The 13,214-nt window shown below is 65.8% G+C and carries 10 protein-coding genes and 1 pseudogene; 7 read left to right on the top strand and 4 right to left on the bottom strand.

What is annotated here, in order from left to right:
- Nucleotide 1: 1 nt before the first annotated feature.
- Nucleotides 2–661: a hypothetical protein gene (locus QAD21_RS01835; protein WP_058251006.1), complete on the bottom strand. Its 660-nt coding sequence runs from the start codon at nt 659–661 to the stop codon at nt 2–4.
- 293 nt (nt 662–954) lie between these two features.
- On the opposite strand from QAD21_RS01835, the gene QAD21_RS01830 reads away from it, so the two are divergent.
- The 3 genes from QAD21_RS01830 (at nt 955) to QAD21_RS01820 (ending at nt 2,755) form a co-directional block, all read left to right on the top strand.
- The gene (locus QAD21_RS01830) at nt 955–1,473 is read left to right on the top strand and encodes an OsmC family protein (RefSeq protein ID WP_058251005.1); all 519 of its coding nucleotides are present in this window, start codon (nt 955–957) and stop codon (nt 1,471–1,473) included.
- Between the two features lie 117 nt (nt 1,474–1,590).
- Complete coding sequence (locus QAD21_RS01825; protein ID WP_091344293.1) at nt 1,591–2,007, top strand: DUF3761 domain-containing protein; 417 nt, start codon at nt 1,591–1,593, stop codon at nt 2,005–2,007.
- A gap of 22 nt (nt 2,008–2,029) precedes the next feature.
- Entirely contained in the window at nt 2,030–2,755 is a 726-nt protein-coding gene (locus QAD21_RS01820; protein ID WP_058251003.1) for a GNAT family N-acetyltransferase, read from the top strand.
- Between the two features lie 12 nt (nt 2,756–2,767).
- On the opposite strand, the gene QAD21_RS01815 is transcribed toward QAD21_RS01820, so the two are convergent.
- On the bottom strand, nt 2,768–3,730 hold the full coding sequence (locus tag QAD21_RS01815) for a hypothetical protein (RefSeq protein WP_058251002.1): 963 nt from the start codon (nt 3,728–3,730) through the stop codon (nt 2,768–2,770).
- A 174-nt stretch (nt 3,731–3,904) separates the two neighbouring features.
- Nucleotides 3,905–7,282 (bottom strand): DEAD/DEAH box helicase, encoded by a 3,378-nt coding sequence (locus QAD21_RS01810; protein ID WP_280360432.1) that lies wholly within the window; start codon nt 7,280–7,282, stop codon nt 3,905–3,907.
- Between the two features lie 129 nt (nt 7,283–7,411).
- On the opposite strand from QAD21_RS01810, the gene QAD21_RS01805 reads away from it, so the two are divergent.
- Nucleotides 7,412–9,196, top strand: a complete 1,785-nt coding sequence (locus QAD21_RS01805; RefSeq protein ID WP_280360430.1) for a DUF3556 domain-containing protein — start codon at nt 7,412–7,414, stop codon at nt 9,194–9,196.
- A 28-nt stretch (nt 9,197–9,224) separates the two neighbouring features.
- On the opposite strand, the gene QAD21_RS01800 is transcribed toward QAD21_RS01805, so the two are convergent.
- A complete protein-coding gene (locus tag QAD21_RS01800) occupies nt 9,225–10,181 on the bottom strand; it encodes a DMT family transporter (protein ID WP_280360428.1) in 957 nt (318 codons plus the stop codon).
- Nucleotides 10,182–10,217: 36 nt separating this feature from the next.
- On the opposite strand from QAD21_RS01800, the gene QAD21_RS01795 reads away from it, so the two are divergent.
- The 3 genes and pseudogenes from QAD21_RS01795 (at nt 10,218) to QAD21_RS01785 (ending at nt 13,201) form a co-directional block, all read left to right on the top strand.
- A complete protein-coding gene (locus QAD21_RS01795; RefSeq protein ID WP_280360427.1) occupies nt 10,218–10,814 on the top strand; it encodes a helix-turn-helix domain-containing protein in 597 nt (198 codons plus the stop codon).
- 59 nt (nt 10,815–10,873) lie between these two features.
- Nucleotides 10,874–11,391 (top strand): annotated as a pseudogene (locus QAD21_RS01790) (hypothetical protein).
- A 73-nt stretch (nt 11,392–11,464) separates the two neighbouring features.
- On the top strand, nt 11,465–13,201 hold the full coding sequence (locus QAD21_RS01785) for a SulP family inorganic anion transporter (RefSeq protein ID WP_280360426.1): 1,737 nt from the start codon (nt 11,465–11,467) through the stop codon (nt 13,199–13,201).
- Nucleotides 13,202–13,214 lie beyond the last annotated feature (13 nt).

Below are 13,214 nucleotides of genomic sequence, written 5' to 3'. Positions count from 1 at the left end.
CTTATCGACTGGGTACGTCAGAATCGGTGGACGCCAATGACGAGGCTGGGTTCGGCGTCTGTAGGGCCGACCGCTCGGTGCGCATCAATCGCCAAGCGGCCACAGCGAAGGCTGCTTGACTGACGGCGTTGATCGACTGCTCGATCCATTGCAGCGAGAGAGTCTGTTCCTGACCGGCCAGTGGTCCGAGCGTGTAGGTCCCCGCCAGGCACACCGCGAGCAACGCCACCGTGCGCACATCCCGAACGCTCCACGCGTCGCGCGCGAGGGCCACGTAAAGTGCTGTCGCGCCGATGATCACGGCGATCAGAAACCAGCCGGCAATAGATGGGACCGCCACTCCGACGACCGAGAGACCGGCGAGCAGTAGGGCCGGCGTGAGTCTGCGAAGACCCCAGGCAGCGGCGGCGAGGAGCGGAAACCCGCAACCCATCAGCGGGAAGAGCGAATCGGCGAGCCGCGGGATGTCGGCGATGTCCGTGGCGGCCAGGAACTTCCACGACGCTTTGGCGAAACCTCCGGCAAAGATCAAACCAGCGCCGACATATGCAGGTAGCCAGTCGGTTCGACGCGCGACCAGGAGTGCACCGAGCGCGCCGAACGCGACCGGTACGAAGTCGAACAGCGCCAGGGGGACCGTGACCTGTTCCGCGGGTGTCACCCTCGCCCCTCAGACTGCGGCCGGCATCGGAGCGCGGTCGGAACCCCGGATTTGTTCAGCATGCTGAACAATCTAGCTCGTCCGGCTCACCCGCGCCACCAACGGAGGGGTGTTCGTTCGGTGCTCGGGCGGTCGAGGGCGACGACGCTGACCGTTCAACCGGACCACGCGATCGCGCAGGGTGCTCCTCCGCGCCGCAACATCCAAGTGTTCCGCTCACCATGATGCAGAACGTCGTCGTTCTCGATGCTCCTCGCTACCTTCGTCGGCAACAGGACCGTCGAAGGAGCACCATGACCGAGACCGCCACCCGCCTCAACGACGTGGACATCGCCGCCGTCGGCCAACTGGTCGAAGCGATTCAGGACGACGCCGGCAAGGCCCAGACGACATGGGCCGCGCATGTCCAGTGGAACGGTTCGTTCGCGTCGGCGGCACGGATACGCGACTTCTCGCCGGTCCCGTCCGACGAGCCCGCCGCACTCGGCGGCGGCGACACGGCACCCAACCCGGTCGAACAGCTCCTCGGTGCGTTGGGTAATTGCCTGGCCGTCGGTTACGCCGCGAACGCCACAGTGGCGGGCATCGAACTGAAGGACCTGCGAATCGATCTGAAGGGCGACGTCGACCTGCACGTCTTCCTCGGACTGGCGGAGGGACATGCCGGATTCGGATCGATCACCGCGAGAGTCACCATCGATTCCGACGCCCCGCGCGAGAGGCTCGATGAGCTGCACGCCAAGGTCCAGGCCAGCTCACCGGTCGGGCACACCCTCGCGAACGCGGTGCCGGTGGAGATCGTGTTGAACTGACGCCGACCGACGACACAGCAGTCGTAAGCAAAGCACACGCCCCGCCAACAACCGAAGATCTGTGCCAGAAGCGTCGGAGATTGCCAAACAGTCGTTGAAGTCATCAAGGATCACCGAATGCCAACGATGACCGAGCGTCGACTTCTTGCTGGACTCGCCACCGTGCTGGCGCTGACGATTGGTTCATTGCTGACCGGCGCGGCCATCGGGGACGCACCGGCAGGGGCGGACCCAGCCATCCACGAGGTCGACTACAGCTGCGGATCCGGGTGGTACGAGAATTCGGACGGCAACTGCGTCCCAGGGCCGGACAACTCACCCACGGGGATTCGTTGCAAGGACGGAACGTACAGCCACGCGAAGAACCGACAGGGTGCGTGTTCCCGGCACGGGGGAATCGCAGACGACTCCGGAACAGCCGGGGCAGGCAGCGATGAGAGCGGCAGCTCCGAGCTGGGAGTCGGGAGCGCGGTGATCGGCAGTTCCGTGATCGGTGCGGCACTGCTGGGCGCCCTGCTGTTCGGGAGTAGTTGACCTTCTGTCGTATGGTCGCCCCGTGACCGACCGCATCACCGATGAACGACCAGCCGAACACGAGATGACCGGTCACGCGCTACTCGACAACCCGGCTCTCGCGGCCCTCACCGGGCCACATGCGCACTTCGCTCAGCGCCGCGGTGGTGCTCTGCGGTATCACCCCGATGTCTGCCCCATAGCGGCTCTCCCCGACTCCCCGAACGCTCGAGACTGGTCGGACGCTGCCGAACTCATCGGCCCGGGTGGTTCCCTGTTCTTGCCGGTGGTCACGAATCGTCCGCCCGCGGGATGGGATACGACGATGGACCTGCCCGGTGTGCAGATGATCGACGCCGGCGTCGACGCCCGGCCTGACGATGAGGCCGCGCCGTTGACCGCCGCAGATGTGCCGGAGATGACCGACCTGGTCGAACGCACTCGCCCAGGGCCCTTCCGCCCCCGCACGATCGAGATGGGCGCCTACGTCGGAATCCGACGCAACGGCCGCCTCATCGCAATGGGTGGTGAACGGCTGAGACTTCCGGGTTACACCGAGATCAGCGCCGTCTGCACCGATCCCGACCACCGCGGACACGGACTCGCGTCCCGGCTCGTACTCGACCTCGCGCACCGCATCCGACGTCGCGGTGATGTTCCGATCCTCCACGCCGACGCCCGCAACGTCGGCGCGATCCGGCTGTACGAGCAACTGGGGTTCGTCGTTCGCCGTGAGGTCCTGTTCCAGATCTTGCGGGCGCCTAGCTGAACTCGGACTCAGTCAGTCCCGCGTCAACGACTTCGCCAAGGGAGCGATCTCGTCGAGATAGATCGATGCCAACACGTCCGACTCGTCGGCCAGGTGCCGCACCCGATCACCCTCGGCCCGGTCCCATTCGGTGGCGACGGCATGCTCGAAGTCGTCGATTCCACTCACGCGGTCGAGCCACGCCTGCTTCTCCTGCCGGTGTTGAATGCGCGCGACGATCGACTCGTACCCCGCGAATGCCTCGAGGCGCCGCACCAGCTCGTCGAGCCGGCCGGACAGCAGGAGCGACTTCTCGACGAACGTGGACACCACCTGTGGATCGGCGGCCAGGTGACCGGTCGGCTCCGCACCCAGAAGTGCGAGTTGGTCGCGCAGCCCGACAGCGACAGTCGAGATGGCGGTGACCTCCCCCTCGAGGTCGACGCGGACGGCGTGACGGTCGAAGAAGTCGAGCTGCCACGCGGGGAATCCACTGATGCGGTCCGCCACCGCGGCGGTCGTCCACGCGATCTGGCCGACGGGATCAGACGAGAAACGCTCCAGTTCGCCCCTGTCGCGACTACGACGACGGGACAGCGCCGAGACCCCGGTTCCGCCGCCTTCTACGTCTCCGGTCGCCCGGCCATGCCAGATGTCGGCGGCCGAGGCGACGAAGTCGGCACCCTCGGCATCGCTGTCGACGGCCGCACCGGCATCATCACCCAACTGCTGCCGGATGGCCTGGCACGACGCCCAGCGTCTGGCCTGCGCAAGTCGGATCGTGTCGGCGAGGTCGGCCAGCGGAGCAGACGAGGACGTACCGGAACCGGCGGTCGACGACGCTTTCGTCGTCGACCGCGCCGCTGACCTTCGATGCCGGAGGTCGTCGCGCATGCCGGTGAACATCGCCGAGAACGCCCCGATCAGCATTCCGAGGAGCACCACCAGCGCGGCCGCGATCACCACCACGAAAACGGCGATCACGACGTACATCATCTGTCCAGTAGACCACGGTTCACGACGACTGAGGTCGGTTCCTGCGCAGCTCAGCGAGGCGCAACGGAGTCCTTCATCACTGTGGTCCGGACCAATGGACTCACACTCGGGTGATGGACTCCGACCGACGTTCATGGGTCGAGATGAAGTCCATCTGTCGCCGAGGCCCGTGAGTCACTTCGGGTCAGACCCGGCCGGCGAGCCGCCGAGCAACTCGCGGATGTCGTCGGCGTCGATGGCCGCACCGAACATGTCGCCGTCATCGACGACGGCGTTGAAGAGGTCGCGTTTACGTTGTTGCAGCGCAACCACTTTCTCTTCGATCGTGTTCGCCGACACCAAGCGATAGACCGTGACCGGACGAGTCTGACCGATGCGATGGGCGCGGTCCACGGCCTGGGCCTCGGCCGCGGGATTCCACCACGGATCACACACGAAGCAGTAGTCCGCCTCGGTCAGGTTCAGCCCGAAACCGCCTGCCTTGAGACTGATCAGGAACACCTTCGACGCCCCGCTCGTGAACTGCTTGATCGCCGCGGTTCGCCGACGCGCGGTCATCGATCCGTCGAGGTAGCTGTATTCGACTCCGGCATCGTCGAGGGCGCGTTCGAGCAATCGGAGGAAGCCGGTGAACTGGCTGAAGATCAGGGCGGAATGCCCTTCGGCGATGAGCTCGGGAATTTGCTCGACGAGGAACTCGATCTTGGCCGAGTCGATGTCGGTGTGCTTCTCGTCGACGAGCCCGGCGTGCAGACTCAGTTGCCGGAGCATGGTGAGCGATCGGAAGATCTGGAACCGGTTGCCGTCGAAGTCGTCGAGCAGGCCGAGCACGCTCTGCCGCTCCCGAGTGAGGCGCGTCTGATACAGCTTGTCGTGCTTCGCGTTCAGGCTGATCGACAGTACCTGTTCCTGCTTGGCGGGCAGGTCTGTGGCAACCTGATGCTTAGTGCGCCGCAGCATGATCGGACGGATCCGTCGTCGTAGCAACGCCAACCGCCCGGGCTCCGTGCCACTTTCGATCGGCTTGCGGAAGTACGACGTGAAGGTCTTCGCCGACGGGAACAGACCCGGCACGGTCAACGCCATCAGCGACCACAGTTCCATCAGGTTGTTCTCCAGCGGCGTGCCGGTGATCGCGATCTTGACCTCGGCATCAAGACGGCGAGCGCACTGATGAGCTTTGCTCGCGTGATTCTTGACGAACTGTGCCTCGTCGAAGAACACGGCCGACCAACTGGCCGATGTGAACTCGTCGATCCCGATGCGCATCAGCGCGTACGAGGTGACGACCAGTTGCGCTCCCGCAATACGATCGGCGAACGCGATCTTCGCCCGTCCGCTCGTCTCGGTCACCGTTGCAATCCTCAGACCTGGTACGAACCGTTCCGCTTCGACCGCCCAGTTCGAGATCACGCTGGTCGGTGCGACAACGAGAAAGCGAGCCTGCGGTTCCTCCTCGATGACCTTCGCGATCAATGCCAGGGACTGGAGGGTCTTGCCCAGCCCCATGTCGTCGGCCAGCACTCCGCCGATTCTGTTCTCCCACAGGAAGTTCAGCCAGTCGAGGCCGGCCCTCTGATAGTCACGCAAGTCCGCATGCAGCCCGGTCGGCACCGGACAAGGCACCGGCGGTGTCGCGGCGGCCAGACGACGCAACTGCTCGCGCCACTTCGTAAGATCGTCGTCGACCGTCCCCAGTTCGAGCAGCTCGTCCCACAACGTGGCGTTGTGCGTATCCCGGCGGACCCGCCCACGGTCGAGTTCACCCAGTGCGCGGGCCTCGGCCACCAGTTCGGCCAGGCGTTGCAGCTCCGGGGTGTCTAGCACGAAATAGGCCCCGTCGGGCAACAGCATGTGTGTCGCTCCGTTCGACAACGCCGTCAGCACCTGGTGCAGCGGCACTGCGACGCCGTCGACCTCGACGGTGATCGACAGGCCGAGCCAGTCGTTGTCATCGGACCGTTCGGCACCGAAACCGATCTCGGGGACGACCTCGGCGGCACGGTAGTCGGGGAGCTCGCCGACGATCTCCACCTCGATCCCGTCAGCCCGCAGCTCCGGGGCGACCTCGGTGACGAACCGCGCAGTGTCGACGGGCGAGTAACGGTAACGGCGGGTCAGGAGCGCAATCGATGCCGATGCGAGAGCCTCGTCGCGACTCATCTCGGCGAGTTCCGGATCGTCTGCGAACTTGCTGCCCGGAAATCCGGCGACCTGAATCTGCCATCGATCACACACCCGAGCCGCAGCTTCGAGGTGGCCACGGAGTTGCTTCCACAGGCGACGTTCGGCCACGTCGTCACCGAACCCAGAGCTCTGCCCGGACGGGAAGAATCGTCTGCTCCCGTTCACGCGGTAGACGACACCCCACTCGAGGTGCGCGCCGCCATCGTCGGCGACCCGAAGCGTGACTGCCGCGTCGGGACCGGTGATCTCGGGTCGGGTCACGGCGCCATCGGCCACGGTCACCGACATCCGACCGGCGAGGTCGGGGAGGACCTCGTCGGCGAACTCCGCGATGTCGGTGTCGGGAATCCCGATCGTCCCGGCGTCGAGCAGTGCCCGGAGGGCTTTCGACGTCCCGTCGTCGACGAGCGGCGCCAGGAACATCGTGCCGCCTCGTACCAGGCTCGCTCCGTGAGGTACCGAGCCGAACAGCATCAAAGCGTCGTCCGCAGACGGCCCGACGGTCGGGAAGTCGACACCGCCGGACACCACGAGACCCTCGTCGTCGCGATCGACGGTCAACGCGGCCGACGCGGGTGGAAGCAACTCGACCTTTTTCGCGCCCGTCGACTTATGCGCCACCAGTACGACACCATCGTCGACCGCCGCCCGTAGAGCGGTCCAGATCTCGGCGGACGCCTGGTCCAATCGGTGAACCTGGGAGGTCCCGTACTGGTGTTTGTCCCCGGCGCAGAGGTGGACGGCACGGACTCGTGCCAGGTGAACGGGGTCGAAGTGCTCAGCCGGATGGTCGGTGGTGGACCTGTAGTACTCGGTCACATGTCCCGGCTCGATGGAGCTCCACGTGATCCCCGTGCGTACCCAGTTGCCCTTCTTACCGGGGGTCACCAGGCGCAATGTCACCGTCTTCAGGCTCATCCACTCGGGATCGTCGAGCTCGACGAGCAGTCCGATGGGAGCCGATCCCGGCTCTTTCGGGGTGGCCCCGGCAACGAGGTCGCCCAGCAATGTTCGCCACGGCGCTGACGCATGCCTCACGCCTCGAGGCGACGCACCGAGGAGTCCTGCACGCATCACCCCCAGCGCCAGAGCAACCGCGTGCTTGCAGTTGGCACCGACCGGACAGTCGCACTCAGCGACGTCGACCGCGTATCCGCGGGCGTCGTCACCGAACCCGATCTCGAGTGAGTACAGGTCGCCACTCGAACCGACGCAGGTCCCGGTCGCCGACATGAACAACGGGTCCCAGTCCTCGAGAGCCACGCGCCCCTGCTGTGCGTATTCGGCACCTCGGCCTATCGTCGCGACGTCGAAATGCGCGAGCAGGCCCGACTCCGCGGGCGATAACTGATCGAACGCTGCCACACGACGAGGCTAGGCGATTCTGCCGGCGGCGGGACCCGACGTCTGCACCGCATCGGATGTCATCCACGTTTCTCCACAGGGTCACCGAATCGGCGCCAAGCAAGCACTTGGTTTGTTAGCTTCTCGTCGATGGGATTCCTGAAGCAGACCACGCCAGAGATCGACTTCCCGACCTGGAGTCAGGGCACGCGCGCGGAGAAGATCAAGCCGATGGCGCGGCACTGGGCCGAGGTCGGGTTCGGGACACCGGTGGCGCTGCACCTGTTCTACGTCGGCAAGATCCTCCTCTACGTCCTTGTCGGCTGGGTCGTCGTGATCAGCACACCCGGGATCGACGGCTTCTTCGACGTCACCGACTGGTACAACGAGCCGATCGTCTTCCAGAAGGTCGTGCTCTACACGATGCTGTTCGAGGTCGTCGGTCTGGGATGCGGGTTCGGTCCGCTGAACAACCGGTTCTTCCCGCCGCTGGGTTCGATCCTCTACTGGCTACGTCCGAAGACGATCCGGCAGCCACCATGGCCGCGGATCCCGTTGACTGCCGGTGATTCCCGTAACCCGGTCGACGTCATCCTCTATGGCGCCCTGCTCGCCTTGCTGGTCATAGCGCTGTTCAGTCCGGGTAGCGGCGCGATCCCGGAGCTGGACACGACCGTCGGCGTCCTCCCCAGCTGGCAGATCTGGGCCGTCCTGGGTGTGCTCGCGGCGATCGGTCTGCGTGACAAGACCGTCTTCCTCGCGGCGCGCGGTGAGGTCTACGGCGCGTTCACCGTGGCGTTCCTCTTCAGCGGGGTCGACATGATCATCGCCGCGAAGCTGGTCTTCGTCTGCATCTGGCTCGGGGCAGCGACGTCGAAGCTGAACAAACACTTTCCGTTCGTCATCGCGACGATGATGTCCAACAACCCGATCTGGCGTTCCCCGAAGATCAAACGGAAGTTCTTCGAGAGCTTTCCCGACGACCTGCGGCCGGGCCGTCGATCACGATGGATCGCGCACTTCTCCACTGCGGTCGAAGGACTCGTGCCGCTCGTCCTGTTCTTCTCCCACGGCGGGTGGGTGACCGCGGTGGCGGCGACGATCATGCTGATCTTCCATTTCGGCATCCTGTCGTCGATCCCGATGGGCGTCCCGCTTGAGTGGAACGTCTTCATGATGTTCGGCATCCTGGCGATCTTCGTGGGTCACCCCGACATCGGACTCGCCGACCTCCAATCACCCTGGCCGCTACTGCTGTTCGCAGTTTCTGCCGGCACGGTGATCATCGGGAACCTGATGCCGCGCAAGGTCTCGTTCCTGCCCGGCATGCGCTACTACGCCGGCAATTGGGACACCGGCCTGTGGTGCATCAAGCCGTCCGCGTCGGCGAAGATCGAACAGGGCATCGTCGCCATCGCGTCGATGCCGGCCGCGCAGCTCGAACGGTTCTACGGCAGCCCCGAAGCGGCCCAGATACCGCTCTACATGGGATATGCGTTCCGCTCGTTCAACAGTCACGGTCGGGCCCTGTTCACGTTGGCGCACCGAGCGATGGCCGGCGCCGGGAGCGGAGCGAGCGGGCCGGATGAGAACGGCGTTGCGGAGTCGGAGTATGTACTGACCGACGGCGAACGAATCTGCAGCACGGCGATGGGATGGAACTTCGGCGACGGGCATCTCTCCAACGAGCAGCTCATCGAATCCCTACAGCGGCGTTGTCATTTCGAGCCCGGGGAGGTCCGGATCGTGCTGCTCGACGCGCAGCCGATCCACCGTCAGACGCAGGAATACCGACTCGTCGACCCGGCCATCGGCGAGTTCGAACGCGGATACGTACGCGTTGCCGACCTGGTCACGCGACAGCCGTGGGACGACCAGGTTCCCGTCACGGTGACCTGGCGCGCCGACGACGGCCGGGCAGATCCCACCGGGTGAGTCGGGGCGATTGGGTCCGCCAGGCGGATCACAATGCCCCCACAGCTTCAGCAGCCCGGCGCCGGTCACGCACCTTGGTCGACGACTCCGCCCGATTCACGACCCAGGTGGCGCCACCGGCCATGGCAAGCCCGAGAGCCGTTGCCCAGCCGAAGGGTTCGCCGTACATCGCGGTGCCCCACACCGCGGTGACGGGCGGCATCAGGAACATCAGCGTGTTCACCGAGGTGACGCCGGACCGTCGTAGAAGTATCCAGTACAGCCCGTAACCGCCGAGCGTCGACAGGATCGACAGCCAGGCGATCGCCAGCCAGAAAGTGCTGTCGGTCGGTGGCACCGCCACTCCAGCGAGAAGGCCTGCCGCGGTGAAGATCACCGCGGAGACGCCGCAGTGGATCGCCAGGATGATCATGGGTGACGGCGGGTCGACGACGCGTCGTTCGAGGAAGGTGGCGGCAACGAGCGCGGCCATACCGAGCAGCGGGACGAGGTACGCCCACCACGGCGCGTCCGCGGATGACGTCGCGTCGGACCAGGTGACCAGTACAACCCCGGCCGCCCCGACGAGCAGCCCCCACCACTGTCGTCGGTGGGTGACCGCCCCGAGCAACGGACCTGCCAGTGCGGCGACGACGAGCGGTTGGACACCGTCGATGAGTGCGGTCGTCCCGGTGCTGACGCCGAGAGCGATCGCCCAGTACACCGTGACCGTGTAGCCGGCTTGCGAGAGCGCACCGATGACGACCTGGGAACCGACCGCTCGCCCGGACATCGGCGCGAGGCCACGCCGACGCCACCGGAAGTACACCGCGGCCCCGAGTACGACCGCGACCACCAGGAATCGCCACATGAGGACCGTGAGCACCGGCGCCTCACCCGCGCCCAGCTTCGCGCCGATGAAACCCGACGACCAACAGACGACGAACACCCCCGATATGACAACTGTCACCCATCGCGCAGGTATACCGATCTGTGAAGTTCGCATGCCGACGACCTTACCGATCGGTGTAGTCTTTGTCATGTGACTGCCGAGACCACACTCTCGACCGTGGAGTGGACACCCAAGGCCCGACTCATCCTCGACGCGGCCTCAGCACTGTTCTACGAACACGGCATCCACGCGGTCGGTGTCGACTCCATCGCGGCAGCCGCGGGCGTCACGAAACGCACCCTCTACGATCGCTTCGGCTCCAAGGAGCAACTGGTCGTCGAGTATCTACGCGCCCGCAACGCCGCCTGGCAGGAGTTCCTCCGCACCCGCCTGGACGCCGCCGACGCGTCACCGACCGCGCAACTCGCCGCGATCTTCGACGCCACGCGGGACTGGTCGGCGGACCGCGGCCACAAGGGCTGCGCAATGATCAACGCGCACGCCGAGATCAGCGATCCCGGGCATCCCGCGTTCTCGATCATCGTCGGGCAGAAGCACGAGCTCCAGGGCCTCTTCGCCTCGATCGCGACGAAGGCCGGCGCGCCCGACCCGCGCTCACTGGCACAGCGACTGTTCATCCTCCATGAGGGCGCGCTGGTGACCGCCGGGATGGGGGTCGAGCCGGGAGCCCTCGACGCGGCTCGCGACTTCGCACTCGAGATCTTCGACGGGCAGCAGTCGAATTGACGAACTCCTAGCGCCCGGATGCGTTCCGCAGCAACATGATGCGGAGTAGATCTGATGCGGTGACCTTGTTCGACATACTGCCCTCTCTGAAAGGCGTCACCGTGACCAGATCGTTCGACACCGCGACGTGGGAACGTCGTTACGCACCGTCGGGCCAGACGTTCTCGCCGGCGGCCTCTCCCTCCGGGCCGAATCGCTGCACCGCAAGATCGCGTTCTACCTCGACGCCGACGGCGAGCCCGTCTGCCAATCCCTGTGCCCAACCGGGGTGTGGTTCCCGACGCTGGTCACCCGGATCACCGCCGCGGTCGTCGCCCACGACCGCGTCGTCGTCCATGTCGACGCCGCCCTTCCACTCCATTCCGCGCTGCTCGATGTCGCTTTCCCGGGGACTCATCTGACGGGTGCGACCATGGTCGACATCACCGTCGTCGACCTGTCCCGGCATCGTCGCACCCTGCACGCCGAAGCTCCCGCACACCTCACGGTCACCGGTACCATCGCCCTGGCCCTGTCGCCCGTGATCCCGCCGCGGACAACGGACTCGCGACACGCCCCGCGGGTGGTCACCGCCTGACACGATCGCAAACGGCACGACAACTACTGGGCAAAGAGAGGCCGAAACCGCCGCCAGGGCTCATAATCGCCTGATGCAACCGGAAACGGTCTCACGATTGCTCCCCGGACTGGGAGTGCTCCGCAGCTACGAGCGGTCATGGCTGAAGGGTGACATCGTCGCCGGGATCGTCCTGACGGCGTTGCTCATTCCCGCCGGCATGGGGTACGCCGAAGTCGCCGGGTTGCCACCGGTCACCGGTCTCTACGCAACGGTCATACCGCTGCTCGTCTACGCCGTCGTCGGACCGTCCCACATCTTGGTCCTCGGCCCCGACTCGTCGCTCGCCCCGATCATCGCGGCGTCGATCATTCCGCTCGCAGCATTCGACGCCGAGCGCATCGCTTTGGCCGGCGTACTCGCCATCGAGGTCGGTCTGGTGCTGCTGATCGGCGGCCTCCTCCGGCTCGGCTTCGTGACCGACCTGCTGTCCAAACCGATCCGCATCGGCTACCTCAACGGGATCGCACTGGTCGTGGTGCTCAGCCAGTTGCCGAAACTGTTGGGCTTCAGCGTCGATGGCGATTCGGCCCTCCAGGAAGCCGTCAACATCGTCCGGGGCGTCACGTCCGGCGAGGCCGAGCTGCTGCCGACGGTCATCGGGGCGTCGTGTCTGGTCCTGATCTTCGCACTCAAGTTCTGGCGCAAAGCCATTCCGGGCGTCCTGGTGGCCGTGGTGGCCTCGATCATCGCGGTTGCGGTCTTCGGCTGGTCCGACGACTTGCCGGTCGTCGGCGCCATGCCCCGCGGCTTTCCCTCACCGTCACTGGAAGGCGTCACCCTCGACGACGTCATCAGCCTGATCGGCCCGGCCGTCGGCATCGCGCTGATCGCGTTCGCGGACACCAGCGTGCTGTCCCGGACCTTCGCCGCGCGCGCGGGCGACCAGGTCAACGGCAGCCAGGAGATGGCGGCCATCGGCACCGCGAACATCGCCACCGGCTTCCTGAGCGGCTTCGCCATCTCGGCGTCGTCATCCCGGACCCCGGTCGCCGAACAGGCCGGGGCCAAGTCGCAACTGGCCGCTGTCGTCGGGGCGCTGTTGATCGTCGTCTTCATCTTCGTCGCACCGGGAGTCACCGCCTACCTTCCGTCAGCAGCGCTGGCCGCCGTCGTGATCGCCGCGGCCGTCTCACTGATCGACATCTCCGGCGTGGTGGCGCTGTTCCGCGCAAACTGGGTCGAGGGTGCGCTGTCGATCGCCGCGTTCCTCGGTGTCGCGCTGATCGGTGTCCTGCAAGGCATCCTGGTTGCGATCGGCCTGTCGTTCATCGCCTTCGTGAATCTCGCGTGGCGACCGTACCGGACGGAGTTGGGGCGGGTTCCGGGACTGCGCGGCTATCACGATGTGACCCGCCATCCCGAGGCCGAACGCATCGACGGTGTGCTCATCATCCGATTCGACGCCCCGTTGTTCTTCGCCAACGGCGGCATGTTCGACGACTACGTCCGAGGCAAAGTCCGCGAGGCGAGAACAGCGGGGCGAGAGCTCCACACCGTGATCATCGCCGCCGAACCCATCGTCGACATCGACGCCACCGCCGTCGACGAACTCGTCGAACTGGACGATTATCTCCGTAGCCACGGCATCACCCTTGTCTTCGCGGAGATGAAGGACCCGGTGCGAGACATTCTCCGACGCTATGACCTGCGCGTCGACGGCAGACCCAGGTTCGACGACCCGCGGTTCGCGCCCACGACCGGAGCGAAGATCGACGAGATCACCGGACAACTCCGACGGGACATCCAGACGTCGAACGACGGCGCCTGACACCGCGACATCG

It is taken from the genome of Gordonia sp. SMJS1 (genome assembly GCF_029866425.1).
In the GTDB taxonomy this organism is placed as follows: Bacteria; Actinomycetota; Actinomycetes; order Mycobacteriales; family Mycobacteriaceae; genus Gordonia; species Gordonia hongkongensis.
This window is presented reverse-complemented; position numbering and strand designations above follow the sequence as displayed.

Excerpts from the sequence above, each read along its gene's own strand:
- QAD21_RS01825 (WP_091344293.1), top strand. The coding sequence starts at position 1,591 with ATGCCAACGATGACCGAGCGTCGACTTCTTGCTGGACTCGCCACCGTG.
- QAD21_RS01800 (WP_280360428.1), bottom strand. The coding sequence starts at position 10,181 with ATGCGAACTTCACAGATCGGTATACCTGCGCGATGGGTGACAGTTGTC.
- QAD21_RS01785 (WP_280360426.1), top strand. The coding sequence starts at position 11,465 with ATGCAACCGGAAACGGTCTCACGATTGCTCCCCGGACTGGGAGTGCTC.
- QAD21_RS01830 (WP_058251005.1), top strand. The coding sequence starts at position 955 with ATGACCGAGACCGCCACCCGCCTCAACGACGTGGACATCGCCGCCGTC.
- QAD21_RS01815 (WP_058251002.1), bottom strand. The coding sequence starts at position 3,730 with ATGATGTACGTCGTGATCGCCGTTTTCGTGGTGGTGATCGCGGCCGCG.
- QAD21_RS01805 (WP_280360430.1), top strand. The coding sequence starts at position 7,412 with ATGGGATTCCTGAAGCAGACCACGCCAGAGATCGACTTCCCGACCTGG.